Origin of the sequence: Gemella cuniculi DSM 15828 (genome assembly GCF_000425665.1) — a bacterium.
GTDB lineage: Bacteria > Bacillota > Bacilli > Staphylococcales > Gemellaceae > Gemella > Gemella cuniculi.
This window is the reverse complement of record NZ_AUDW01000026.1, coordinates 1-26480: the sequence shown is the minus strand read 5'-3', so window position 1 is coordinate 26480 and position 26480 is coordinate 1. Positions and strand designations below refer to the sequence as shown.

Here is a 26480-nt window from a genome sequence, read left to right as displayed (position 1 = left end):
TATGGGTATACCCATATCAGTCGATTTTGGTAAAAAGATAGTCGTAACCTTTAATTTAAGGTTACGACTATCTTTTTATTTATGTATATATTTTTAGATTATTATTAATTTTGAGGTTTTAATAAATTATAAAATTCTATATCTTGAGATATATTTCCCCATCTTTTATAGAGTTTTTCAGTAATATTGATATTATTCAGAGGAAAACCAAGTTCTAATAGAATATAGTATTCTAATATCTTTAATAGTGAACGATTATAAAATTGTAATTCTTCTTCAGATAAGACTTTATGCTTTTGTTTGATTTCCTCATCATAATGAATATAGTAATTTCGTGATCGAGCAATAATAGAAGGGAATTTAGTTTGTTCTAATTCACCTGTATCAAAAAAAATACTTCTATTTGCAAGTAATAAATCAGCTAAACGACTTTCAAGCGTTATAAATTTTTTACTATTTGCCATTAAAAAGCTTTTTAATTCTTCACTATTAATTATTTTTTTTTCTTTAAGTAAATAAATTCGTTTTTTGAATTCTGTCATATTGCTTGCGATAAAACGAGAGTGATAGGTTTCTAAGGCTTGAATTATATTTAAAAATATGCGTATGTGAGAGTTAAACGGAGTGTATAATATTTCTAAAAAAAGTTCAAGAATAGGAGACAATTTCTCATGTTTTTCGAAGTAGTTATTAAATGAATGGTTGTTGATTAGATCAGTTAATGATATCCATTTAATTTTTTCAATGGTAGATATCTCTTTATTTTTTTCTTTTCTAATATTTTTACCATAGATTTCAATAGACTTTTCAGCTTTAAAGTTATTAATACTATATAAAACTTTACTTGAGTATGCTATTACCTTTTCAACATTTATTTTTTTAATCATTGCAATTTCTATTAGATGTTTAATTTTTTCAAAAACTTTTAAAAATATCTTGAAAGTTTGCTCTTCTTGAAATGTAATTTCTATTGAGCCATATTGTTCTAAAGAAATATTTTCTTTCAATATATCATATTCTATCGTAGGAAGCATAGATCCAGTGACAGAGTAAGTTACTGTGTACATATTGTTTTCAAATATAGTCTTTGTTTTTTCCTGGGTTTTGTTAATCAGTGTGAAATCCTCTCCTATTTCATAAATTGATATTTCTCCCCAATTAACAATATTGGATAGAGTAAATCGTATCTTATGAAATGTTTGTTCATTTGATTTACTGTTAGCAACGCCATAAAGAATATAATCTGCATAGAAGCTAAACTCTGTATATCCGTTTGAAAAATATTCATGAACACCTTTTCGTTTAAGGTTAAGAAGAGTGAATTTTAAACCTGATGATAATTCTCCTATTAGAAAAGGAACTTCTAATGGGAATTTAAAAAAGTTTCCTGTTTCCCTTGATTTGGAGATAATATTAAGAAGGATTCCTCCTTCATCTTTGTTCCAATATAAATCACATTCATATTCTTCTTCGGAATAGAAAATTTTTCCATTCCCTTTATAGTACAGTTCCATTTTAGAGCCCCCCCTATTTCATTATATCTGTAGTTTTCTTTAAAATACTGGATAGTATTCGGTATTTTAAAGATTCTTCAATTTTATTATTGTGAATTATATGATTTTTTTATAGGTTTAATCAAAATAAAAGTTGTATATTTTGTAACTTTATTATTTAATTAAAATGTTCTTATCGTGAAATTTTATTTATTATAAGATGTATTTTTAAAATTTTTACTCTTCGGCAGGGATTGCGGCAGGGAATAATATGTCGAAAAGTTTATTTTTGTTAATTTTTTTGAAATAAAAAGCCTTAAAAATCAAGGCTTTTATCTATATATTTTGCTATTCTTTTATTCCCACTCAATGGTTGCCGGTGGCTTGCTAGTAATATCATAGACTACACGGTTAACATGTGCTACTTCATTTACGATTCTAGCTGAAATTTCTTCAAGCACTTCAAATGGGATGTGAGCCCAGCTTGCAGTCATTCCATCGATACTTGTTACCGCACGAACCGCCACAGTGTAATCATAAGTTCTAACATCACCCATAACACCTACTGAGCGAATATCTGGAAGACATGTGAAATATTGCCAAATTTCATTTTCTAATCCACGTTTTGCAATAATGTCTCTTAGAATAAAGTCACTATCTCTAACGATTTGAAGTTTTTCCTCAGTAACTTCACCAAGGACACGAATACCTAATCCTGGACCAGGGAAAGGTTGACGCCAGACTATTTCATGTGGGAGACCAAGTGCTTCACCTAAAGCACGGACCTCATCTTTGAATAAAGTATTAAGCGGTTCAATTAAAGAAAAGCGCATATCTTCTGGCAAACCACCAACATTGTGATGAGATTTAATAGTTTGAGCATTTTTAGTTCCAGATTCTATGACATCTGTGTAAAGAGTTCCTTGGGCTAAAAATGGCACATCATGTAATTTAGCACATTCTTCATCAAAAACATAAACAAACTCATTTCCAATAATTTTACGTTTTTGTTCAGGATCACTAACACCTTTAAGTTTTCCAAGGAATCTTTCTTTAGCATCTACTTTAATAAGGTTCATATTGAAACCACCTTCGATTTCTTTGCTAAAAGTGGACATAACGCCTTCAGCTTCACCTTTTCTAAGTAAGCCATGATCAATAAACATACATATCAATTGATTACCAATGGCTTTATCCAACAATGCTGCAACAACGGAAGAATCTACACCTCCTGATAAGGCACAAAGAACTTTTTTATTACCAACTTCAGCACGAATTTCTGTTATTTTTTCATCTATAAAATTCTGGATAGTCCAGTTATCCTTGCATTTACATACATTTCGTATAAAATTTTTAATTAAATCATACCCATACTCAGAATGGCGAACTTCTGGATGGAATTGGAAACAGTAAAAATCTTTTTCTGTATTTTCAGCTGCAGCAATAGGACAGTTTTCACTAGTAGCGACTACCTTGAAACCATCAGCAAGAGCAACTACCTTATCTGAGTGGCTCATTAAAACTTGTTGAGTGATAGGTGTATTTTCAAAAAGTTTAGCATCACTTGTAACATTAATATTGTGTGCTCCATATTCTCTACTTGTAGCAGATTCAACTTTTCCGCCAAGTTTATGCTGCATAAGTTGCATTCCATAGCAAATCCCTAAGACTGGGATTCCTAAATTGAAAATTTCATCATCTATAGTTAAAGAATTTTCTTCATAAACAGAATTTGGACCTCCAGATAAAATAATCCCATTAGGGTTCATTTTTTTTATTTCTTCAATAGAAATTTCATTATCATGAAGCTCAGAATAAACCCCTAATTCACGTACACGACGAGTAATAAGTTGATTATACTGACTACCAAAGTCAAGAACTAATATAAATTCGTGTTTCACAGTTATCCTCCTAATTTTTATTTCTAATTACATACTATTATACCAAGGAATAATAAAGAAGTAAAACTTTAATACGGAAAATAGAAAAATATTTTTATCTTCTTTAAGGAATTTTACTTTATTTTAAGTTAATACCGAATTATTTAGTTATATTGATAAAAAATGTTTGAACTTTAGCACTTATAAATATAGTTTCCATATAATATTTTAGCTTAGAATATATTAAATATAGTATTTTAAAATATTAATTTTTAAATAAATGATAAAATCATATTATTAAATATAGATATAAAGTATATACTTATCAAACAAAATATTGAAAATTTCATATCCGTACATGATAAATTTTATAAAAATAGTTATTTAAATGTTATAATAGATAGGAATAAATAATTTAGGAGAAGAAAGATGGTAAGAGCATATATTGGAACGTACACAAAAAAAGAGAGTTTGGGAATTTACAAAATTGAATTAAATAATAATGGAAAAGTTTTAGAAGTAAAAAATGTAGCACAAATAGAAAACCCAACTTACTTAGCATTTTCAAAAAATAATAAAAATTTATATAGTATTTCAAAAATTGGAGAAAAGGGGGCTGTAACAAGTTTTGAAGTTTTAGATAGTGGAGAATTAAAAGAATTAAGTTCTATTTCAAAAGAAGGGAATCCACCATGTTATGTTGAAGTTAGTAAAGATGATAAAACTTTGCTTTCTGCTAATTATCACATGGGGGAAGTAGACAGTTATGAGATTGATAATGTAGGAGCTTTATCAAAACTTGTTTCAACAGATAAACATAGTGGAAGTGGAGTTCACTCGCGTCAAGAAAAACCGCATGTTCATTTTTCAGGATTTAGCCCTACTGGTGAGTATGTCTTCACATGTGATTTAGGGACTGACGAAATTACTACATATAGACTAGAAAGGAATGTGTTAAATAAGCTTTACACGGTGAAAGTAAAAGAGGGAAGTGGGGTTCGACATATGGTATTTAGTAGTGATGAAACAAAAGTTTTCGTAATGACTGAACTTACAAGTGAAATAATAGCGTTTGATTATAATGGTAAGGGAAAATTGAGTAATCCAGAATATTATTCCACATTGCCAAAAGATTTTAAAGAAGAAAATAAAGGAAGTGCAATTAAAATTTCTAAAGATAATAGATTTATTTATATATCAAATCGCGGACAAGATGCTATAGTAGTTTTTGAAAATAATAATGGAGTATTAATAAAAACTCAAACTATTAGTACTTATGGAAAAGACCCGAGAGATTTTAGTTTAGATAGGGAAGGCAATTTGGCAATAGCTACCAATGAAACTAGTGGAACAATAACTGTATATAAGGTGGATACAACTAGTGGAAAATTAAGCGTAGTAGAAAAAGGCATAAAAGTGCCAGAAGCAGTATGCGTACAGTTTAAATAAAAAATAGTGGAGTTTGAACTAGAAAAAACTAGCTAGAAATAAAATTTTATTTCTAGCTAGTTTTTGAATTAAGAATTTCTTTTTTTTACTACAAAAAAGGGAGCTCCAAAATTACAATATTCTAAAATATAATCTTCAAGATTGTTGATGTTTTTCGGATTATTATTATCTTTTGTGAGAATAAAACCACTTAGTCGAAGTTTTTCATGAGAAATATCTCCAACGATAAAAGGTTTGTTCTTTAGAACATCAACCAACTTCTCTTCGAATAACTCTTTTTGAAAAGCATCCTTAAAGTTGTAGATAAGTTCGTAAATAGAACCATCAACTTCAAATACTAAATTATTTTGTTCAATTTCCATAATTAATCCTTTCTAACAACTTGTTTCATAATATAAAATGCCATAAAAATTAGAGAATATATAGCAAGAATGCCAGTTGCGAAATATTTAGTTCTATCAACAATAATATTAATTTTTTCTAAATTACCTTTTTGGCTAAAATTTATATCATTAATGAAAGTTGATTTTACTTTGGTAAAAGTTCCAAAACTATCATTAGATGTGAAATCTGAAAAAACAGTCCCTTCATTAGCAGATATAGTTTCATATTTTTGGAAAAGCAAAATTCGCTTATTCATAAGAAGGTAAGTAACATCTCTGATAGAATGTTTTTCATAAAATAAATCGTAAATATCTTGGTTAAAGGTAATGTTTTCATTATTTATTTTATAACTTCCTGCCTTAAGAGCAAGTTTATAACTATAGTTAGCGAATAAATAGTCATAGGTTTTTTGCAATTTATCAAAAAATGTAGATTTATCATCATTTTGATTCAAAATGGTGATAATTAACTTTGTATTTCCACTATAAGCATAAGTTACACTATTTTTTCCTGAATAATCAAGTCCAAGAACTCTAAATTTTTCGGATTCTAAGAAAGAAATATTGTTATTTGCGACAGTTCCTGAAGAAAAAGTAAATTCAGGATTTTTTGTTATTTCTGTTAGTCCAGGATAATTTTTCAAAATTATACTAGTTAAAAAGGAAATGTTTTTTGCTGTACTCATATTGTTATCACTGATTTCCAATGTTTCTATATTTGAATCATTAAGTGACATTGAATTAAGAACATTTTTGGCTTTATCTAAAGTGATTTGATAATTAGTAAAAATAGATTCTAACAGGGCGTTAGAATTTTCATTTTCCAATAAAAACAGTGCATCACGAACAGTTAGTGAAGAATTTAAATTATATTTAGTTAGAACATCATCGCTTTTAATAATATTTATTTTAGTATCAAGAGTAACTTTATTATTTTTAAGATCTTCTGTTAATAAAAACAATGCTAAGTAGTTTGCCAGTTTGCTTACTGATACTTTTTCATTTTCTCCACGTTTAGAAATAATTTTTCCAGTATTTAATTCAGATATAACTAGTTTAGTATTAACATCGCTAAAATTAGATATTGCATTGTTATCTAAAAATAGATTATCAGCTTTTACAAAATTCGGAACTAAAAATACTAGAAGAATAACTAAAACACTAATTTTTTTAAATCTCATTATAAAAAAATCCTTTGCATTAAAGTTATTTAATAGGTAGAACTTAAAAATTTTTTGTTAAGTTTAAAGTTTTTCAACTTGGTTTTTATTAGTTAAAAATTTTTGAATAACCTTCACGTATTTCACAAAATTTTTTCTTTATCTTAAACCTACTAAATATATACTATAGTATATTATAAAATGTTAAAAAATGCCAACAAGAAGAAATAATAATTTGACATATGATTTAATGTTCATATATAATTAAAGTATGAATGATTGTTCATGTTTAAAAGGTAATTATATTGTAAATAAAAATAAATATTTTTACACATAATATTAGAGGGAGGAGCAAATTATGAAATTAGCACAAAGAACTATTGAAGAAAAAAATAATCATTTCAACAGGAATAAAGATGGTCATAGAGATTGTTTACATAGCCATAATGAAAATACGGAAATAATAATGTTTTTTTTGGGGTTATTAGTTTTTCTTGTAGGGTATGTTACGAGTAAATTTAATTTTATTTATGCAAATGTACTATTTTTAATTACTGTGTTGATAGCTGGATATCATATAATTTTTGAAAGTATAACCACCACATTTAAAAATCTTCTTGACCATAAAAAATTTCAACCTAATGTACACTTTTTGATGATATTTGCAACATTAGGAGCAGTAATTATACAACATTATGAGGAGGCTGCTATGTTAGTAATTATTTTTTCTAGTGTGCATTTTTTAGAAGAGTATATTGATGGAAAGAGTAGAAAAGAAATCACGGGTTTATTAGATATGAAACCAAGTTTTGCTAGAATTATTCAAGATGATGGTTCTACAAAAATAATTTCTGCCAATGAAATAGAAGTTGGCGATAAGATACAAGTGTTAAATGGGGAACAAATAGCAACAGATGGACTAATTATGAGTGGATGTGCTTTGATTGATGAATCTCTTGTGAATGGAGAGAGTATATTAAAAGAAAAATTCGAAGGTGATGAAGTTTTTGGAGGTACTATAAATACTGAAGGGAGTTTTTTGATGAAGGTTACAAAGGAAGTGTCTGAAACAGTATTCTCTAAAATTTTAAGATTAGTTAGTGAATCACAAAAAAATTTGACTAAAACAGCAACCATTTTGCAAAAATTAGAACCTAAATATGTAACATTTGTATTATTTTTGTTCCCAGTAGTGTTGTTAGTTCAATTTTATGTTTTTGATTTAGGTTGGAATTTAAGTTTGTATAGAGGAATGGTTTATTTGATTTCTGTATCTCCATGTTCGTTTGCTGTAAGTGCGATACCAACAACTCTTGCAACTATATCTAATTTGGCAAAAAGAGGTGTTTTAGTTAAAGGTGGAGTATATTTGTCGAAATTTAATGAGTTAAAAATCATCTCTTTTGATAAAACAGGAACATTGACAAAAGGTGAAGCAGAAGTCACTGATTATATTTTTGAAGAAAAAGTTAAGAATAACATATTAGATATAGTTGTTGCCATGGAGAAAAAATCTAATCATCCAATAGCTAGAGCTATTGTTGATAAATTTGATAAAACAAAAATAATTGATTTAGAAGTAGAAAATAAAATAGGTGTTGGGGTTATAACAAACTACAATGGAAAAAATTATCAAATAGGTAAACCGAACTCATTTGATAATGTAAAAAAAGAGTTTAAAATAAAAGAACAGGAATTGACGAAAGAAGGAAAAACTGTAATTTTTATTGCGGAAGAAAAAAGAGTAATAGGACTTATTGCATTAATGGATCTTCCTAATGAATATGCAAGGGAAGCTATTGATTATTTTAAAAAGAAAAATATACATGTAGCTATGATAACTGGTGATGCAAAGCTAACTGGAAAAAGTATAGGTAGAATGCTTAAGATAGATGAAGTTGTCGCTGATGTGATGCCAGAGGATAAAGGGAAAATCATACAAAAACAAAAAGAAAAATATGGACAGGTAGGAATGGTAGGCGATGGAATTAATGATGCACCAGCTTTAGCGATAGCAGATGTTGGTATCGCTATGGGTAGCGGAACTGATGTTGCAATAGATATTGCAGATTTAGTTTTGATGAAAAATGATTTATCAAAATTAGTATATACACATAAATTAAGTAAAAAAATGATCAAGATAACATATCAAAATATATTGTTTTCAATATTGGTAGTTTTAACCTTAGTAATTTTAAATTTTTTAGGAAAAATGAGCATGTCATTTGGTGTAATACTTCATGAAGGAAGTACTTTGCTGGTAATTTTAAACGCCTTAAGAATGTTAAAAGTAATTGAGTAAAAATAATTAAGGAAGAGGGGGAATTTGAAAATCGTAATTCCTTGCAATTATATTTCATTAAGTGGTTCTATGCATGATCTTACATTATCAAACTAAACTATAAAGGAATAAAGATATGTACAAAAATTGAGAGAGAAATTACTAAGAAAACTCTAATCTGTACAACTTTGAGAGTAAATGGATGATAAATTTCTACAGAGTTTACTAGGTTTAAAAAAATTTTTTGAAGTGAATTTGAAAATCAATAAATCACCATACTTATTTATAATTAGTGAAATTTTGTTAAGATTTTTAATCGGTCTGCACTTTTTTAATTTAAGTTATTTATCATCGACTTTTAGAAGTAGTGTATTTTGTTGCGTTAAGTTTAAAATATGGCTATAATAATCTATGATAAGATACGGAGGTAAAAATGGATAATTTAGAATTTAAAAGTATGATGGTTAATATTTCAGATGAAAAATTAGAAAAGATATTAGCACTTTTTCACGTTTTGAGAAATAAGACTAGATTTAAAATTTTATGTTTGTTGTTAGAAAAGGAAAGAAATGTAACTGAACTTGAGAGAGAAACTGGAGGTTCGCAATCAGCAATCTCACATCAACTGGCACTTTTGAAAAAAATGAAACTAGTCAAAGATCGTCAAGAAAAAAGAATGAGGTACTATAGTATTTATGATAATCATGTGACCTCAATTATAGATGCGGCTATAAGCCATATTTCTGAAGATTGTTAGAATTTAAATAATATATTCAAATAAAAAAGTATAAGAATAGGAGATTTATTGTGCAGTATGATGTAATAATAATAGGTTTAGGTAGTGCTGGACTAATGGTTGCTGATAGACTTAATGATAGTGGGTTAAGAGTGTTGGTTTTAGAGCAAAATAGACGAGCAGGAGTAAAACTGCTTTTGACAGGTAATGGTAGATGTAATGTTATGAGTGACGATAATGCTGAAGATTTTGTCACCGCAGTGCATAATGGAAAATTTTTAAGAAGTGCTTATCATAAGTATAATATTAAAAAATTTTTTGATAAACATAATTTAAGATTAAAACAAGAAAATAGAAGATTATATCCTGCTAGTGAAAAATCTAGAGATGTTGTTAATGCATTTAAAATAGATCATATAAAAATTAATTTTAAAGAAAAGGTAGAGGAATTGGTTTTTGAGGATGAAAAATTAATTGGGGTAAAAACGAATGTAGAAACTTATTATGGGAAAAATATAGTAGTGTGTGCAGGAGGAAAGAGTTATCCGCAAAGTGGTAGTGATGGTTCATTACACAGAATTTTAAAAAAACATGGGGTTAAGCTTACAAAAATATATCCGAGTGAGGTGTCATTAATTTTTGATGATTTTGTAGAATTATCAGGAGTGGCATTACAGAGTGTCAGAATGTTTCATAAAAAAAATGAGAGAACGGGTGATTTGCTATTTACACACAAAGGGCTTAGTGGACCACTACCTATTTCAATGGGTGAGTTTGTAGCTAAATATCCAGAGGATAAATTTTATTTAGATTTTTATCCACAATTAAGTGAAGAAGAATTGTTTGAAAAACTTTGGCAAAATAATAAATATTTAAATGGCAAACTTCCTAAAAGTTTTTATAACTTTATGTTAAAATATTTCCCGGAAAATGTTAGTAAAAAAGAACTTAGAAAATTTGCTGCTAAAATAAAAAGATACGAATTAGAAAATATAAAAACTATGCCGCTTGAATATGCTTTTACAACAGCAGGAGGAGTAGATTTGAAAGTAGTTAGTCCTAAGACATGTTCTCATAAAAAAATAGGGAACCTTTATTTTGCGGGAGAAATATTAGATCTTCATGGCGAGATAGGAGGGTATAATTTAATGGTTGCATGGTTTACGGGTATGATTGTTGCTGATGCAATCAAAGAAAAAATGGGAGTAGAGTAGCTTTGAAGATAGAGAAAGGATTGCTTGCATTAATAAAAAATTATTTTTATTAATGATTTTATACAACAGTTTTTGATATAAAGTTGAAACAAAATAGCAGACGTAGTATAATCTATTGTATAAAGTTATATATTAAAGAAAGGAACTTTTATTATGAAAAAAATATTTAAATTAGTAACTTTTCTATTGGCAATATCTTTAATTTTATTCGGATGTGGTCAAAAACAGACTCAGCAAGATTCTTCAAAAGAGGAGAAAAAACTTGATTTTGGCGGAAGAACTATGAATGTAGTAGCCACTTCAGAAAAATATAAAAAATTGTTTGATAAATTTGCTGAAGAGACAAATAGTAAGGTAGAATTTTTATCTATGTCAAGCGGAGAAGTAATTTCTAGAATTAAAGCAGAGGGTGGAAAACCTATGGCAGATCTTTGGTTTGGTGGAGGAATAGATGCTTTTATTGCTGCTAAAAATGACGGATTATTGGAACAATATGAAGCTAAAGGTTCTGAAAAGATAAAGGAAGGATTTAAAGATAAAGATAATTACTGGATTTCTAAAGGTATAACAGTAGTTGGATTTCTAGTTAATGATAGTGTAGCTAAAGAAAAAGGATATGAAATTCCAAAAAAATGGGAAGATTTAGTTGATCCAAAATATAAAGGCCAAATAATTATGAGTAATCCAGCAATTTCGGGAAGTAATTATGGAGCTGTAAAAGGAATTTTAGATCAAAAAGGTGCAGAAAAAGGTTGGGAATATTGGACTGACTTTAATAAAAATGTTGATTTTTACAGTAAAAGAGGGAAAGACCCTCAAGAAAAAACTGTAGCAGGAGAATTTGGAATCGGAATTATCCCAGTTGATAAATCTGCGTTTGATGCAGCTAAAAAGAATAATTTGACGGTAGTATATCCTGAAGATGGTATTCCTTGGATTCCAGAAGGAGTTGCAATATTTAAAAATTCTAATGCAACAGATATTGCGAAAGCATTTGAGGATTTTATTTTAAAACCAGAAAATCAACAGTTAATTGCAGAGTTGGATGGAAAAGATGGAGCCCAAATGGTGATAGATGGAGCTAAAGGAGCAGAATTAGGATTACCGAAAGATAAATTAATAAAAGAGGATTTAGCAACGTTTGGTAGTGAAAGAGAGTCTATTTTGAAAAAATGGAAAGAATTAGTAGGCGAAAAATAATTTAAATTAGAAAGTGGGATACTTAACTGAAAATAATTTTTTAGGTTTTATCTCACTTTTTAATTATTTGCATAATTTATGGAGGAATTATGAAATTTAAAAAAACTGGATTGATTGATAAGATATTAATTTTAACAATAATAGTATCGTTTTTTATATTTATACTCTACCCTTTTATTGCTGCCTTTAATTATGGAAGACAAGGGGATTTATTAACTATTTTTTATGAAAGTAAAGGTTATTATTATAAGCTATTAGGTAATTCGCTAAAAGTATCTGTAGGTACAACAATTTTAACAGTAATGTTTTCGGTTTTTGTGGCACTATATTACTTTATTAGTGAGGGGAAATTTAAAAAAATAATTCTATTAATTTTTATGGTGGCTATGATTTCTCCTCCTTTTGTGACTTCACTTTCATACATAAACTTATTCGGAAGACGAGGACTAATAACTTATGGGATATTAGGATTAAACTTTAATCCATATGGATATATTGGAATAATCAGTATGCAAAGTGTTATGCATGTTGCAATAAATGCATTACTATTGATAGGATTTATGAACGGAATAGATAAAAGTATGGTAAATTCTGCAAGATCACTAGGTGCTGATACTAACAGAGTAATTTTGGATATTTTATTACCCATAATGAAACCTGCAATTAAGGTGGTTGCTCTTTTAACTTTTATAAGGAGTATGGCTGATTTTTCGACACCAGCAATAGTTGGTGGAAAATATAATGTATTAGCAACAGAAGGGTATTTAGCATTTATATCAGAAGGTAATTTGCCTAAAGCAGTTATTTTAAATTTTATTATTTTAATTCCATCAATAATAATTTTTCTGTTATATTCGAAAAATTTTAGAAATATATCAATGGAAAATAAGGGGCTTATATCGGTTAATCTTAGTATGGCGAATAAAGGTATCATTTATTATATTTCGTTTATTATGACCCTTTTAGTAGTTTTCATTTTAATATTTTTATATGGTGCCATAATATTATCAGCATTTACAACTATGGAATATGGGAAATTAGTTTTCACATTGGAAAATTTTATTTTAGCCAATGAACATGTATCAGGTGTGTTTATAAGAACCATAATATATTCGTTGATAGCAGGAATTGTATCTTCAATTTTGGGATATTTACTACAATATTATATTTATATTAGAGAGATTAAATTTTTAAAAGCATTTGATTTTATAGCAACGCTCCCTTATATATTACCAGGAACATTTTTTGGGTTGGGGTATGTTCTTGCATTCAATTCATATCCGATGAAGATAACAGGAACAGCATTAATAGTTATTTTAAATTTAATATTTAAACAACTCCCATTTGCTAGTAAATTGGGATATAGTTCCATAAGTCAAATTTCGCATTCTCAGTTGAAATCTGTACGTGACTTGGGGGGAGGTAGATTTTATGAAATTAAAGATTTAGTTTTTCCTTCAAGTAGAAAAGGATTATACATAAGTTTTATAAACGGTTTTACATCAACTATGACGACTATAGGTTCAATAATCTTTTTGGTATATCCAAGTCAGAAAGTTGCAACATTAGTAATGTTTGATGTAATAGAAAGTGGAAAATATGATATAGGTTCAGTTATAGCGTTTTATATTATTATGATTTGTTTAATTGTGAATGCGGTGTATTACTTAACTATTGGTAAAAAGAGGTAGTAAAATGTATTTAAAGATAAAAAAAGTTACAAAAGAATATAAAAACAAGGAAGTATTGAAGAATGTAAGTTTCGAAGTAGAAGAAGGAAAGCTTTTTTGTATATTAGGGCCATCTGGGTGTGGGAAAACTACATTACTTAATATTATTGGAGGATTCATTGATGATTTCTTTGGGGAAGTGGTGCTGTCTAATGAAAATATAAGCAAAGTTGTTCCTGAAAAACGACCAATAGCAACAGTTTTTCAGTCATATGGATTATTTCCACATAAAAATGTTATAGAAAATGTAGGATATGGGTTGAAGTTTTTAAAGTTACCTAAAAAAGAAATTTTGAGACGTAGTTCAGAAGTTTTGGAAAAAGTAGGATTGTATGGTTATGAGAGAAAAAGGATAGATGAGCTTTCTGGCGGAGAGCAACAGAGAGTAGCCATCGCTAGAAGTTTAGTGCTAAATCCTAAGGTACTATTGCTTGATGAACCTTTTTCAAATCTCGATGCAAATCTTAGAGTGGACATGAGAACAGAATTGAAGAAAATTCAAAAGGAGTTTAATATTACAACTATAGTTGTTACGCATGATCAGGATGATGCATTCAGAATTGCAGATAAAATAATTCTATTAAATAATGGGATCGTTGAACAGATAGGAAGACCTAAAGAGATTTATTTCAATCCTAAAACTGAATTTGTTGCAAATTTTATAGGGGAGAATAATAGAATTAAAGCTAAAGAGTATGTTCGGCCAGAACAAATAAAATTAAACTTGAATAACCTAGGAAAATATACGATAATAGGGAAAATCTTTTTGGGAATGTATACTGAATATATTGTAAAATCTGAAGAGGGAAGAGTATTAAAATGTGTAAGATTATCATCTGAAGAAGAATTAAGTATAAATGAAAGAGTAGATGTAGAATTTTAGTGAATTGCAAATTAAAAGGGATATTAAATATCTCTATTAGTATATTTTATAGTTTACTTTTCTTTTGTTAAATAGTATAATGAAAATTATGTTTTGATATAATGAAAGGAAGTATAATTGTGAAAAAACATTTAAAAAAAATATTAGTTAGTGTATTAGTGTTTTTGGTAATAGCATTTGGTTTAGTAGGAAATTATTTTTATAATTTCGCATTGAATCCAAAAGTTGATAAAAGTGCGATAGTCAATCAGGACAGTGATGGAGAAAAAGAAGATAAAAAAGTACTAGAATCATGGTTTGAAAATAACAAAGAAGAAGTTACTATGGACTCAGTAACAAAAAATAAATTGGTAGGATATAAATTTGAAAATTCACAATCGGATAAGTGGATAGTTGTTGTTCATGGATATACTAGCAGTGCAAAAAAAATGGTAAATTATATAAAAAAATTTCATGATATGGGATATAATGTTTTTGCTCCCGATTTAATAGCTCATGGGAAAAGCGAAGGGAAGTTTATTTCAATGGGTGGATATGATTCAGATGATTTGGTAAATTGGGTAAAAAAAATCTCGTCAGAAAATAATAATGCTGATACTTTGTTGTTTGGAATAAGCATGGGCGCTGCAACAGTAATGAATTCATTAAACAAAGATTTACCTAGTAACATAAAAGCGTTTATAGAAGATAGTGGATATGTAAATTTGAAACAAGAGTTTACTTATCAACTGAAGAAGTTATTTAATTTACCAAGTTTTCCAGTGATTCCAGCAGCTAATACTGTAACGAAATTAAGAGCAGGATATTTATTTGGTGATGTTAATGCTACAGATGGATTAAAGAATACAAAACTTCCAGCTTTGGTACTTCATGGTGAAGATGATGGTTTTGTTCCTGTTGAATATGGAAAAGAAGCATATGAATTAATAAATTCTTCTAAAGAGTTGCATACTTTTCCAGGGGCTAAACATGTTCAAGCTGAAAGAAAATATAGAGAAGAATATTGGAAAATAATAACAGAATTTCTAAATAAAAATTTTGGGAAATAGATAATAAATAAAAACGGTAGGAAGAATTTACACATTTTAGTTTGTGCAAATTTCTTCTTACCGCTATTTTTTTGAAAGAGGAATCCTATTTAAATATAAAAAGTTTTGATTATAAAAGAATTAGTCTTCGCCAACAACGACTAATTCTTTATTTAATTTGTTCAGTACTTCACAACCATCTTCAGTTACAAGTACCAAATCTTCAATACGAACTCCAAGTTCTCCCGGAAGGTAGATACCAGGTTCAATAGAAAATATCATACCAGGCTCACATTTGGTTTCATTTATACTGGATATATCTCCATATTCATGGCATTCAAGACCAATGTGATGACCAGTACGATGAGTAAAGAATTCTCCATAACCTTTTTCAGTAATATAATCACGACAAGCTGCATCTATTTCACAGAATTTTACACCAGGTTTAACAAGTGCTACACCACGTTTTTGTGCTTCAAGAACAACTTCAAATACTTCACGTGCCTTAGGGCTAGGTTCTTTCCAAAAGACTGTGCGTGTCATATCAGAACAGTAGTTATCTTTAATTCCACCCATATCAACAATAATAGAATCTCCAGGTTTTAAATATCTATCCCCAACAGTCCCATGAGGATTAGCGCCGTTTGCACCGTACCCAATAATAGGATCAAATGATAATCCCTCAACCCCAAGTTCTTCGTGAATAGCTAGCAAATCTTTAACTATATCTTTTTCAGATTTTTCGGCAGTTATACTAGCGATAACTCGTTTACACGCTTCGTCATTAAGTAAGGAAGCTTTTCTCATAAGATCTTTTTCTTCTTCATCCTTAATCATACGGACACGGTCAACAATAAGTGAAACATCAACAAATTTGCTTTCTGGTAAATAATTCATAAGAGGAAGTAAAAACCTCGCTGGAAGAATTTTATCAATACCGATAGTAGATCCCTTAGGAACATATTTAGAGAGAGTTTCAATAGGATTATCAGTATCAGTGAAGATAACTTTTTCTAATCCTAAATCCCTTTCAATTGGGAATAATGCATTGACAAAAAGTTTATGATTTCCATTTTCGTCAAGAAGAACAGCGTAAAATCTTTCTCCTGGATGTTCAAGGTGACCGGTTAAGTAAAAGATGGAATAAGGATCGCTAATGATAGCCTGGTTGATACCTTGTTCTTTCATTTTAGATAAAATTTTATTAGTTCGTGAAAGTTTCATATTATACAACTCCTTTAAAATATTCTGAACTTTAATTTAATTATAGCACTTAGAAAAACTAAATACAATAGTTGAAATAAAAATATTCTCAACGCTTTCAAAAAAAATATTGTATGATAAAATATATTGTGATATAATATAATAAAAATATTAGAAGTGTACAAATGTGTACATAAGGAAAGAAGGGATTTATTATGTCAGAAGTAGCGGTTAAAAAAAGTAAACCGTGGAGTTTTTATATGAGTTCTATGACTTTCATGTTTGAACGTTGTGCGTACTATTCTTCTCGTTGGCTATTATTTACTTATGTAACGTTAGCTGTAGTATCAAACGGTTTTGGTGAAAGTGGTCTTGGTTTAGGGAAAGTAGAAGGTGCTGCGATGCAATCGAACTTAGTTGGATTTACTTATCTTGCTCCTGTGTTATTTGGGTTTATCGCTGATAGATTTATAGGAGCTAGATATTTAATTCCAGTGGGATTATTATTAATGGCATTAGGATATGGTTATGCAGGTTTTGTAGGAACGTATTCAGCACTATGGGTAATGATTGTTCTAGTTTCTTTAGGAACTGGTTTTTTCAAAGGAAACCTACAAGCGGTAGTAGGGCAAATCTTTAAAGACGACCAAAAACGTAAAGATGATGCTTTTTCAACTATGTATTCATTTATAAATATTGGTTCATTTATCGGAACTACATTTGTAGGAATTTTGTATGTTAAATTAGCTACAGCAACTTCAAATGGATATTTACAATGTTTTAAATTAGCTGGATTGATTTGTTTTATAGGAGCAATTTGGTTTGTTCTTGGTTATAAATCTTTAGGTGAAGTAGGGAAACGTCCATTCGCTGAAAGTGAAGAACGTCATGAAGATAAACCGAAAGTTAAACGTTCATTAGAAAAATATGAAGTGCGTCGTGTTTGGTCAATTATTATTATTTCACTGTTATCAATTGTTTTCTGGACATTCTGGTACTTAACCTATGTAATTTTGTATGATTATATGCCTACTTTTGTTGATGCAAACATAGGAAGTTTTACAGTACCTACTTCATGGTTAGATTCAATTAATGGTTTATGTTGTATTGTTTTAGGGCCAGTTTTAGGAGCATTATGGTATAAACTTGCACGTCGTCCACAAGGAGATTGGAGCTTATACAAAAAAGCATCAATTGCATTAATATTGTTAGGAGCAACATTTGGTATTTTAGCATTAACTGAACTTTCACGTGGAGTTGGAGCACCTGAGACTCAAAAAGCTAGTCTTTTATGGGTAATTTTATTCTTCGTAGTTCTTAGCTTTGCAGAAATGTTCTTTTCTCCACTTGGTGCTTCATTCGTATCTAAATATTCTCCTAAACATATCTTATCAATTATGATGGCTGTTTGGATTGTTGCAACATTTGCAGCTGCTAAGGGTTATGGAGAATTATATAAACTTATTGCTGATGTACCAGTGGTGACATTATCAATTGGTATCGGAGCAGTGTGTTTAGTAGTTGCTATTTTAGTATTTGCATTTGAGAAAAAATTAGCAGGTTTAGTAGAACTACGTGAAGGTGAAACTTTAGTAGAGGAATAATAAATATAAAGGGGTTGACTTAAAAAAATGATTTCTGAGAAATCACGATTTTGAGTCACTCCCTTTTTAATATTTAAATATAATTTTAGTAAATAAAATATATTTTACAAAAAGTAAAAGTTTAAATATATTTAAGGAGAATTTTTTAGCATTACGTATGATAATTAAGTTGTTATAATTTACAGAGGAATATATTTATAAAGAAAATTTTCGCTAGGAGTAATAAATAAAAACTTTTATCTAAAGTTAGTAATGAAAAACGTTTTATTTTGTGTTAAAATTAAGATGTAGAATAAAAATATATAGGAGGTTTTAATATGGGAGAATTAAGAACTTTATATCCAGAAATAGAAGCCAATTTTTCTAAAATGATGAAGGTGGATGATACTCATACAATATATTATGAAGAAAGTGGGAATCCAAGTGGGATCCCTGTAATATTTTTACATGGAGGACCTGGTTGTGGGACTTCGCCAACTTGTAGACGATATTTTGACCCTAAGTCTTATAGAATTATTATGTTGGATCAACGAGGAAGTGGAAAATCGACGCCACATGCATGCTTGAAAGATAATGATACATGGCACATTATTGAAGATATTGAAAAAGTAAGAGAAGAGCTAAATATTGATAAATGGTTAGTCTTTGGGGGTAGCTGGGGCTCTACTTTATCTTTATGTTATGCTATTAAGCATCCCGAACGTGTTTTAGGATTAATTCTTCGTGGAATTTTCTTAGGGCGACGTGAGGATATTTTATGGATTTATGAAAAAGGTGGAGCGAGTAACATCCATCCTGAAGCGTTTGATAGATATATTAGCATAATTCCTGAAGGCGAACGTAATAATTTAATAGAAGCATACTATAAACGTTTAACTAGTGAAAATAAAAAAGATAGAGAGTTAGCTGCTAAAGAGTGGAGTATGTGGGAAGGCAGCTTAGTGACGTTATATCCGGATCCAAATCTTGAGCAAAGTTTTGGAGAAATTAATTATGCAATCTCTATGGCAACTATTGAATGCCATTTTTGGATGAATAATATGTTTTGGGATGATGATAATTGGATTTTAAATAATATTGATGTTATTAAAGATATTCCGACAGTTATTGCGCATGGAAGATATGATGTAGATTGCCGTGCTATAGGTGCTTATGAACTAAGTAAGAGATTAAATGATTGTGATTTAAATATTGTTGTTTCTGGACATTCATCAGGAGAACCAGCAATAGTTGATGTATTAGTAAGAGCTACTGATAAATTTAAGGAAGTTTTAAAATAGGATATACAGAAAAAGAAAAGTTTATAAAAAATAAAATAAAAGGAGTATAAGGAAATGGAAGTAAAAGAAAGAATTGCTAAATTAAGAGAGTTGATGACAAAAAATAATATTGATGTTTATATGGTGCCGACAGCAGATTTTCACAATAGTGAGTATGTAGGAGAACATTTTAAAGCACGTGCTTTTATGAGTGGGTTTACTGGTTCAGCAGGAACATTAGTTGTGACAAAAGATTTTGCAGGTTTATGGACTGATGGAAGATATTTTTTACAAGGGGAGCAACAATTAGCAGGAACAGGTATTGAATTACAAAAAATGCGTGAACCAGGGGTTCCTACGATAGCGGAGTTTATAGTTGAAAGTATTCCAGAAAATGGTGTTTTGGGATTTGATGGTCGTGTTGTAACTTTTGGAGAGGGGAAAGATTTAGCAACAAGACTAAAAAGAAAGAATGCAACTATAAAATATGAAGTAGATTTAGTAGATGAAATTTGGACTGATAGACCAGCGTTATCAGAGGCTAAGGCATTTTATTTAGGAATAGAACGTGCAGGAGAAACAGTTGCTAGCAAGCTAGAAAGAGTACGAAAAGAAATGAAAGAAACAGGAGCTAATATTCATGTGATTACTACTCTTGATGATATTGGTTGGTTATTAAATATCCGAGGGATGGATGTGGATTTCTTCCCATTACTTCTAAGTTATGCTGTAGTATATGAAAATAGCGTAGATTTATATGTAGATGAAAGAAAACTTTCTGATGAAATAAAAAAACATTTAGCAGAAGACAATGTTAATATTAAACCATATAATAATATTTATGAAGATGTTAAAAAATTCTCAGGAAATGATGTTGTTTTTGTAGATCCTGAGCGTCTTAACTACGCGGTATTTAATAATATTCCAAAAGAAATAACTTTAGTAGAAAAACGTAACCCTACAGTACTTATGAAAGCAATAAAAAATGAAGTAGAATTAAAAAATACTATTCAAGCACATATTAAAGATGGTATTGCACATACTAAGTTTATTTATTGGTTAAAACAACTAGTAAAAAATGGAATTAGTGAGCAAGAGGATGAATTATCAGCTTCTGATAAACTTGTTGAATTCAGAAAAGAACAAGGTGGATTTATTTGCCCAAGTTTTGCACCAATTTGTGGTCATGCTGAAAACGGAGCAATAGTACATTATTCATCATCAGAGGAAACTTCTATTCCATTACGCACAGGAACATTCTTTTTAACAGATACAGGTGGACACTACGAAGAAGGTTCTACAGATATTACAAGAACAACGGCAATGGGCGAAGTTAGTGATAGATTAAAACGTGATTATACTAAAGTGCTTCAATGTCATCTTCGTTTATCAAGACTTAAATTTATGGAGGGCATTTGTGGAGCTAATGTTGATTTGTTTGCTCGTGCTCCATTATGGTATGACTATGAAAACTTCAATCATGGAACAGGGCATGGGGTAGGATATCTTGGTAATATCCATGAAGGCCCAGCAGGTATACACTGGGGGATTTACCGTTCAGCAGAGCCTTTCAGAGATGGTATGACTATGACAAATGAACCCGGTTTATATATTTCAGGCTCACATGGTATTCGTTTGGAAAATGAGCTTATTATTAGAAATAGTGTAAAAAATGAATACGGTCAGTTCATGGAATTTGAAGTTATGACTTTTGTACCATGGGATTTGGAAGCTATAGATGTATCTATGCTTACTAGTGAAGATATATTTGAGTTGAATAATTATCATAAAAAAGTCTATGAAATTCTTGCACCTCACTTTGAAGGTGATGAGTTAGCTTGGTTAAAAGAAGCTACTCGAGAAGTTTAAAATAAAAGTATTTGAGGTTTCAAGTTTTCTTGAAACCTCCTACTAATATTTTGTAAAAAGTGATATAATATTTGTTATGATTACCTAGTAGGAATTTTAAACTAAGATGATAACTATTAAAGAATAAGGATTAAAGAATAAGGAGATATAAAATGGATTTAAATATAAAATTAAAAAATTATGCAAAACTTATTGCAAAAGTAGGGTTAAATATCCAAGAAAATCAACCAGTATTAATTAGAGCTAGTGTAGAAACTCGAGATTTTATTGCTAAAATAGCAGAGGCTTGTTATGAGCTTGGTGCAAAAAAAGTTGACGTTGAGTGGAGAGATCAAGAATTAACAAAATTACATTTGAGATATCAAACTGAAGATACTTTGAGTAATATAGGTCAGTGGTATGTAGACAGATATCAAGAAACATTAGAAGAAGGGACTGCATTTTTATCTGTGATAGGTGAAGATCCAGACGGTTTGGCAGAAGCGGATAGTAATAAATTAAAGGCATCTATGGTAGGGCGTTCTAAAGCACTTCGCAATTATATGAAAGCTATAATGAGTGATGAGTGTCCATGGTGTGTGGTTAGTGCTGCTACTGTGGGTTGGGCAAAACGTTTGTTCCCTGAGTTGGATGATGAAGAAGCATACTTAAAACTTTGGGATGAAATACTGAGTGCATGTCGTTCTAAAGGGGAGAATCCCGTTGCTGATTGGGAAGAACACATTAAAACATTGGACGAAAAAGCAAAATTTTTACATGAGAATGAATTAGTAAAACTTCATATTACCAATGATTTAGGAACAGATTTATATGTAGGACTTCCTGAAGGGCATATTTGGCAAAGTGCAGGAAGTTATGCAAAAAAAGCAGAACGTTTTGTTGCTAATATTCCAACAGAAGAAGTATTTACTATGCCCCATAAAGATATAACTAGCGGTATAGTGTATAATGCTAAGCCATTAAATCATGGTGGGGTGTTAATTGACAATTTTTGGTTAAAATTTGAAGAAGGTAGAGTAGTGGATTTTGGTGCAGAACGTGGTTACGATGTTTTGAAAAATATTTTAGATACGGATGAAGGTTCAAGAAGAATAGGTGAAATGGCCTTAGTTCCATATGATTCTCCAATTTCTAATACAGGAATATTATTTTTAGAAACACTTTTTGATGAAAATGCCGCATGTCATATTGCTTTAGGAAAAGCGTATCCAACTTGTGTTAAGGGAGGAAGTGAAATGAGTGATAAAGAACTGGCTGATGTAGGGGCTAATGATAGTCTAGTTCACGTGGACTTTATGATAGGAGAAGCAACTACTAATATTGTAGGTGTTACAGCAGATGGTAAAGAAATAGCTATCTTCAAAAATGGGAATTGGGCATAGAATTGATAGATTGAAATTTCATAAATAATAAGGAAGAGATAGTTTGATACATCAAATTATCTCTTTTTAGTATGGTTAGTATAAAATTATATATGATTTTTTGCAGAATTTATTTAGGATTTTAGATAGACTTAATGAACAAGAAGGTGCATTTTAAAGATAAATATTTGCGAAAAATTAAATAATATGTGATAATAGTTAGTACATATTATTTAGGGGTGATTAAATGCGTTTGGATAAATTTTTAAAAGTATCAAGAATAATAAAAAGAAGAACAATAGCTAATGAAATTTCTTCTAAGGGACATATTGCTATAAATGGAAAAAAAGCAAAACCTTCTAGTACTTTAAAAGTTGGTGATGAGATTACTATTTTCTTTGCAAAAAAGGAGATTACTTATGAAGTTTGTGAATTGAGAGATAGCACAAAGAAAGAGGGTGCTACTAAAATGTTTAAAATTTTATCTGAGAAATTGAGAGAAGATTAACATGATAGGACAAAATGAAGATAAACAATTTCGTAAAGATGTATTAAAGGCAAAAGCAAAGTACAGGAAACGTAGGAAATTTGTAATACTTAGTATTATGAGCCTTGTTTTAGTAGTAACGTTAATTCAAACTTTTTTGTACACCCGTGAAAAAAAAGAAATAAATGCACAACTAAAAGAGCAAAATCAAACTATTGATAATCTTAATAAAGAAAATAAGGTTAACGAACTTGTCATTGATAAATTAAAAGATCCGTACTTTATAACTGATTTAGTGAGACAAGAATATGGTTTGAGTTATGAAGGTGAGATTATTTTTAATTTGCCTTTACAGGAGAGTTTTTTACAAACGGCTATTAAATCTATAATGCAGGGGAATCTAGAAAAAACTCAGGATAATAATGGACGAATAGATGATAGCAAAATTCCAGACTTAAATAAAAAGGAAGATACTAAAACATCAAGTGATAAAAAAAGTGATGATGAAGAAATAGAAAATAAAACTGAAAATGCTACATCTTCAGCAATATCATCGGCTAATAATGATAGAAAAACGAATTAAAATAGAAACTAAAATTTTTAGTTTCTATTTTATTTTTTTCACAAATAGTAATATTTGTGAAAAGTGTGTTAAAATGTTAATATATAAGTAACTAATTTTAGAAAGATTCTATTGGAGGAAATTATGAATAGATATGAAGGCGATGCACTGCATACTGATCTTTATCAAATCAATATGGGGTATGCTTATTTTAAAGATGGAATACATGAAAGAAAATCCTATTTTGATGTGTATTTTAGAAAGATACCATTTGGAGGGGGTTATGCTGTGTTTGCAGGGCTCGCTAAAATAATAGAGTATGTAAATTCTTTTAAATTTTTAGATTCGGATATTGAGTATCTAAGGGAGTTAGGTTATGCAGAAGACTATTTAGAGTATTTAAGAAATATAAAATTTACAGGAAATATTCGTTCGGTTCGTGAAGGTGAAATTATTTTTGGTAATGAACCGCTTATTAGAGTGGAGGCCCCACTTATACAAGCTCAACTTATGGAAACTGCAATTTTAAATATAGTAAATTATCAAATTTTAATTGCAACTAAAGCTGCCAGAATTAAGCATCTTTGTCCAGATGAGGTGTGTATGGAATTTGGGACTAGAAGAGCTCATGAATTTGAAGCAGCAATTTGGGGTGCAAGGGCTGCGATAATTGGTGGATTTGATTCTACGAGTAATGTAAAGGCAGCTAAATTGTTTAATATACCATGCAGCGGAACCCATGCACATTCCTTTGTTCAGGCATATCAAGATGAAAAAATAGCATTTAAAAAATATGCGGCTGCACACAAAGATTGTTATTTTTTAGTGGATACTTATGATACATTACGTTCAGGAATACCTAACGCTATAGAGGTAGCAAATGAGTTGAAAGGTAAAATAAATTTTTTAGGGATACGTCTAGATTCAGGGGATATAGCCTATCTATCAAAAGAAGCGAGAAAAATGTTGGATAATGCTGGGTATTTTAATGCAAAAGTGGTGGCTTCTAATGATTTGGATGAAGATACTATTACTCACTTAAAACAACAAGGAGCAAAAATAGATGCTTGGGGAGTAGGTACTAAATTAATAACAGCATATGATAATCCCGCTTTAGGAGCAGTCTACAAGCTAGTATGTTTGGAAGATGAGAATGGAGCTATGGTTGATAGATTAAAAATATCAGAAAATCCTGCTAAACTTACTATTCCTGGTGTAAAAAATGTATATAGAATAATCAATACAAGCACTGGAATGGCGGCAGGAGACTATATTGCACTAGAGAGTGAAGATGTCTATTCAGAGGAAAGTATTAAGCTATTTCACCCAACACATACTTATTTAACAAAAGAAGTAAAAACTTTTGAAGCAAGAGATTTACATATAGATGCATTTAGAGATGGGAAACAAGTTTATGATATACCTAGTGTGTGGGAAAGTGCAGAATATTTTAAGGATAGCAAAAAATTATTGTGGAATGAGTACCAACGACTACTTAATCCGGAGTTCTATCCAGTAGATTTAAGTCCAGTGTGTTGGGAAAATAGAAATACCATATTGAGAGACATAACTAAAAAAACTAATTAATTAGGTGATATATATGACTTTACAACAAGATATAATTAAAAGATTACGATGTAAGCCAGAAATAAATGTGGATGAAGAAATCAGATTGACTATAAATTTTTTAAAAGATTATTTGAAAAAGAATAATTTTATAGAAAGTTTGGTGCTAGGAATTTCAGGAGGACAAGATTCAACATTATGTGGTAAGCTTTGTCAAATAGCAATAACAGAGCTGAGGGAAGAAACCAATAGACAAGATTATAAATTTATTGCAGTGCGGTTACCATATGGTGAGCAATTTGATGAGAAAGATTGTGAAGATGCATTAGAGTTCATTAAACCTGATAAAATATATACAGTTAATATAAAGGAATCAGTGGATGCAAGTGTAGAATCATTAAAAAAAGCAGGAATTGTGATTACAGATTTTGCTAAGGGGAATGAAAAGGCACGTGAGAGAATGAAAGTACAATATTCTATTGCAACTATGAATAAAGGAATTGTAGTAGGAACCGATCATGCAGCAGAAGCGATTACAGGTTTTTTTACAAAACATGGAGATGGTGGAGTAGATATAGTGCCATTGTATCGACTTAATAAAAGACAGGGGAAATCACTGCTTAAATACCTAAATTGTCCAGAACATTTATATTTAAAAAAACCAACAGCTGATTTAGAAGAAGATAGACCAGCATTGGCTGATGAGGTGGCATTAGGTGTGACATATAATGACATAGATGATTATTTAGAAGGACGTAAAGTTTCAACTGAGATAAAAGAAGTAATAGAAAACCATTATTTAAGATCTGAGCATAAAAGGAATTTGCCAGTAACAATTTTTGATTTTTATAATATGTAAATTATGTAGAAAAATGTAGGAGTAGAATTTGAAAATAAAGAATAATTCTATATCCTATATTTTTTCTTTATACTCTCAAAACATCTTGACATAGTTGAAAAGTATATGATAAAATATAAGAGTTCTAAGTCAACTTTCTGAGTATATGTCAATTTGGAATATTTTTTTTAAAAAATAATAAAAATCGCCTTGACATAGAGGGAAGAAGATGATAGAATAAAAAAGTCTTAGAGAAGAGACGAACGATAGAGAAGAAAAGAGAAGTAAATGTTA

21 protein-coding genes are annotated in these 26480 nt (G+C 29.7%); 16 read left to right on the top strand and 5 right to left on the bottom strand.

Translation table 11 applies throughout. The features are described from left to right. Positions 1 to 104 precede the first annotated feature (104 nt). Complete coding sequence (locus tag H612_RS0103730) at positions 105 to 1514, bottom strand: ApeA N-terminal domain 1-containing protein (RefSeq protein WP_027130242.1); 1410 nt, start codon at positions 1512 to 1514, stop codon at positions 105 to 107. 335 nt (positions 1515 to 1849) lie between these two features. Beyond that, complete coding sequence (guaA, locus tag H612_RS0103725; protein ID WP_027130241.1) at positions 1850 to 3394, bottom strand: glutamine-hydrolyzing GMP synthase; 1545 nt, start codon at positions 3392 to 3394, stop codon at positions 1850 to 1852. 408 nt (positions 3395 to 3802) lie between these two features. Between guaA and H612_RS0103720 the strand changes: the two genes are divergently transcribed. Then, the gene (locus tag H612_RS0103720) at positions 3803 to 4822 is read left to right on the top strand and encodes a lactonase family protein (RefSeq protein ID WP_027130240.1); all 1020 of its coding nucleotides are present in this window, start codon (positions 3803 to 3805) and stop codon (positions 4820 to 4822) included. 68 nt (positions 4823 to 4890) lie between these two features. Here the strand turns inward: H612_RS0103720 and H612_RS0103715 are convergent, their stop codons facing one another. Together H612_RS0103715 and H612_RS0103710 are read right to left on the bottom strand one after the other, a co-directional pair. After that, positions 4891 to 5184, bottom strand: a complete 294-nt coding sequence (locus H612_RS0103715) for a YutD-like domain-containing protein (RefSeq protein ID WP_245570445.1) — start codon at positions 5182 to 5184, stop codon at positions 4891 to 4893. 2 nt (positions 5185 to 5186) lie between these two features. Next, positions 5187 to 6386 (bottom strand): D-alanyl-D-alanine carboxypeptidase family protein, encoded by a 1200-nt coding sequence (locus H612_RS0103710; RefSeq protein ID WP_027130238.1) that lies wholly within the window; start codon positions 6384 to 6386, stop codon positions 5187 to 5189. A gap of 337 nt (positions 6387 to 6723) precedes the next feature. On the opposite strand from H612_RS0103710, the gene H612_RS0103705 reads away from it, so the two are divergent. From H612_RS0103705 to H612_RS0103675, 7 genes are all read left to right on the top strand, one after another. Beyond that, positions 6724 to 8667 (top strand): heavy metal translocating P-type ATPase, encoded by a 1944-nt coding sequence (locus H612_RS0103705; RefSeq protein ID WP_035500283.1) that lies wholly within the window; start codon positions 6724 to 6726, stop codon positions 8665 to 8667. A gap of 412 nt (positions 8668 to 9079) precedes the next feature. Continuing rightward, positions 9080 to 9403 (top strand): ArsR/SmtB family transcription factor, encoded by a 324-nt coding sequence (locus H612_RS09055; RefSeq protein WP_051210126.1) that lies wholly within the window; start codon positions 9080 to 9082, stop codon positions 9401 to 9403. Positions 9404 to 9453: 50 nt separating this feature from the next. Next, complete coding sequence (locus H612_RS0103695; protein WP_027130236.1) at positions 9454 to 10596, top strand: BaiN/RdsA family NAD(P)/FAD-dependent oxidoreductase; 1143 nt, start codon at positions 9454 to 9456, stop codon at positions 10594 to 10596. Positions 10597 to 10749: 153 nt separating this feature from the next. Continuing rightward, entirely contained in the window at positions 10750 to 11796 is a 1047-nt protein-coding gene (locus H612_RS0103690) for an ABC transporter substrate-binding protein (protein ID WP_027130235.1), read from the top strand. Between the two features lie 89 nt (positions 11797 to 11885). Then, positions 11886 to 13487 (top strand): ABC transporter permease, encoded by a 1602-nt coding sequence (locus tag H612_RS0103685; protein ID WP_027130234.1) that lies wholly within the window; start codon positions 11886 to 11888, stop codon positions 13485 to 13487. Positions 13488 to 13491: 4 nt separating this feature from the next. Continuing rightward, positions 13492 to 14409, top strand: a complete 918-nt coding sequence (locus tag H612_RS0103680) for an ABC transporter ATP-binding protein (RefSeq protein ID WP_027130233.1) — start codon at positions 13492 to 13494, stop codon at positions 14407 to 14409. Between the two features lie 119 nt (positions 14410 to 14528). Continuing rightward, on the top strand, positions 14529 to 15458 hold the full coding sequence (locus tag H612_RS0103675) for an alpha/beta hydrolase (protein ID WP_027130232.1): 930 nt from the start codon (positions 14529 to 14531) through the stop codon (positions 15456 to 15458). A 120-nt stretch (positions 15459 to 15578) separates the two neighbouring features. On the opposite strand, the gene H612_RS0103670 is transcribed toward H612_RS0103675, so the two are convergent. After that, positions 15579 to 16661, bottom strand: a complete 1083-nt coding sequence (locus H612_RS0103670; RefSeq protein WP_027130231.1) for a M24 family metallopeptidase — start codon at positions 16659 to 16661, stop codon at positions 15579 to 15581. 194 nt (positions 16662 to 16855) lie between these two features. Here H612_RS0103670 and H612_RS0103665 point away from each other — a divergent pair, with 194 nt between their 5' ends. From H612_RS0103665 to nadE, 8 genes are all read left to right on the top strand, one after another. Beyond that, positions 16856 to 18244, top strand: a complete 1389-nt coding sequence (locus tag H612_RS0103665; protein WP_027130230.1) for a peptide MFS transporter — start codon at positions 16856 to 16858, stop codon at positions 18242 to 18244. Positions 18245 to 18561: 317 nt separating this feature from the next. Next, positions 18562 to 19524 (top strand): prolyl aminopeptidase, encoded by a 963-nt coding sequence (gene pip / locus H612_RS0103660; RefSeq protein ID WP_027130229.1) that lies wholly within the window; start codon positions 18562 to 18564, stop codon positions 19522 to 19524. Positions 19525 to 19578: 54 nt separating this feature from the next. Next, positions 19579 to 21372 (top strand): aminopeptidase P family N-terminal domain-containing protein, encoded by a 1794-nt coding sequence (locus tag H612_RS0103655; protein ID WP_027130228.1) that lies wholly within the window; start codon positions 19579 to 19581, stop codon positions 21370 to 21372. A 152-nt stretch (positions 21373 to 21524) separates the two neighbouring features. Beyond that, positions 21525 to 22754: an aminopeptidase gene (locus H612_RS0103650; RefSeq protein ID WP_027130227.1), complete on the top strand. Its 1230-nt coding sequence runs from the start codon at positions 21525 to 21527 to the stop codon at positions 22752 to 22754. 226 nt (positions 22755 to 22980) lie between these two features. After that, positions 22981 to 23241 carry an RNA-binding S4 domain-containing protein gene (locus H612_RS0103645; protein WP_027130226.1) on the top strand — a complete coding sequence of 87 codons (261 nt, stop codon included), beginning with the start codon at positions 22981 to 22983 and terminating at the stop codon, positions 23239 to 23241. Between the two features lies 1 nt (position 23242). Further along, positions 23243 to 23803: an FtsB family cell division protein gene (locus H612_RS0103640; protein WP_027130225.1), complete on the top strand. Its 561-nt coding sequence runs from the start codon at positions 23243 to 23245 to the stop codon at positions 23801 to 23803. Between the two features lie 123 nt (positions 23804 to 23926). Further along, complete coding sequence (locus tag H612_RS0103635) at positions 23927 to 25369, top strand: nicotinate phosphoribosyltransferase (protein ID WP_027130224.1); 1443 nt, start codon at positions 23927 to 23929, stop codon at positions 25367 to 25369. 13 nt (positions 25370 to 25382) lie between these two features. Continuing rightward, positions 25383 to 26207: an ammonia-dependent NAD(+) synthetase gene (gene nadE, locus H612_RS0103630; protein ID WP_027130223.1), complete on the top strand. Its 825-nt coding sequence runs from the start codon at positions 25383 to 25385 to the stop codon at positions 26205 to 26207. Positions 26208 to 26480: the final 273 nt, after the last annotated feature.

Excerpts from the sequence above, each read along its gene's own strand:
- H612_RS0103720 (WP_027130240.1), top strand. The coding sequence starts at position 3,803 with ATGGTAAGAGCATATATTGGAACGTACACAAAAAAAGAGAGTTTGGGA.
- H612_RS09055 (WP_051210126.1), top strand. The coding sequence starts at position 9,080 with ATGGATAATTTAGAATTTAAAAGTATGATGGTTAATATTTCAGATGAA.
- H612_RS0103710 (WP_027130238.1), bottom strand. The coding sequence starts at position 6,386 with ATGAGATTTAAAAAAATTAGTGTTTTAGTTATTCTTCTAGTATTTTTA.
- H612_RS0103680 (WP_027130233.1), top strand. The coding sequence starts at position 13,492 with ATGTATTTAAAGATAAAAAAAGTTACAAAAGAATATAAAAACAAGGAA.
- nadE (WP_027130223.1), top strand. The coding sequence starts at position 25,383 with ATGACTTTACAACAAGATATAATTAAAAGATTACGATGTAAGCCAGAA.
- H612_RS0103730 (WP_027130242.1), bottom strand. The coding sequence starts at position 1,514 with ATGGAACTGTACTATAAAGGGAATGGAAAAATTTTCTATTCCGAAGAA.
- H612_RS0103645 (WP_027130226.1), top strand. The coding sequence starts at position 22,981 with ATGCGTTTGGATAAATTTTTAAAAGTATCAAGAATAATAAAAAGAAGA.
- H612_RS0103690 (WP_027130235.1), top strand. The coding sequence starts at position 10,750 with ATGAAAAAAATATTTAAATTAGTAACTTTTCTATTGGCAATATCTTTA.
- H612_RS0103640 (WP_027130225.1), top strand. The coding sequence starts at position 23,243 with ATGATAGGACAAAATGAAGATAAACAATTTCGTAAAGATGTATTAAAG.
- pip (WP_027130229.1), top strand. The coding sequence starts at position 18,562 with ATGGGAGAATTAAGAACTTTATATCCAGAAATAGAAGCCAATTTTTCT.
- H612_RS0103685 (WP_027130234.1), top strand. The coding sequence starts at position 11,886 with ATGAAATTTAAAAAAACTGGATTGATTGATAAGATATTAATTTTAACA.
- H612_RS0103665 (WP_027130230.1), top strand. The coding sequence starts at position 16,856 with ATGTCAGAAGTAGCGGTTAAAAAAAGTAAACCGTGGAGTTTTTATATG.
- H612_RS0103715 (WP_245570445.1), bottom strand. The coding sequence starts at position 5,184 with ATGGAAATTGAACAAAATAATTTAGTATTTGAAGTTGATGGTTCTATT.
- H612_RS0103705 (WP_035500283.1), top strand. The coding sequence starts at position 6,724 with ATGAAATTAGCACAAAGAACTATTGAAGAAAAAAATAATCATTTCAAC.
- H612_RS0103635 (WP_027130224.1), top strand. The coding sequence starts at position 23,927 with ATGAATAGATATGAAGGCGATGCACTGCATACTGATCTTTATCAAATC.
- H612_RS0103655 (WP_027130228.1), top strand. The coding sequence starts at position 19,579 with ATGGAAGTAAAAGAAAGAATTGCTAAATTAAGAGAGTTGATGACAAAA.
- H612_RS0103650 (WP_027130227.1), top strand. The coding sequence starts at position 21,525 with ATGGATTTAAATATAAAATTAAAAAATTATGCAAAACTTATTGCAAAA.
- H612_RS0103670 (WP_027130231.1), bottom strand. The coding sequence starts at position 16,661 with ATGAAACTTTCACGAACTAATAAAATTTTATCTAAAATGAAAGAACAA.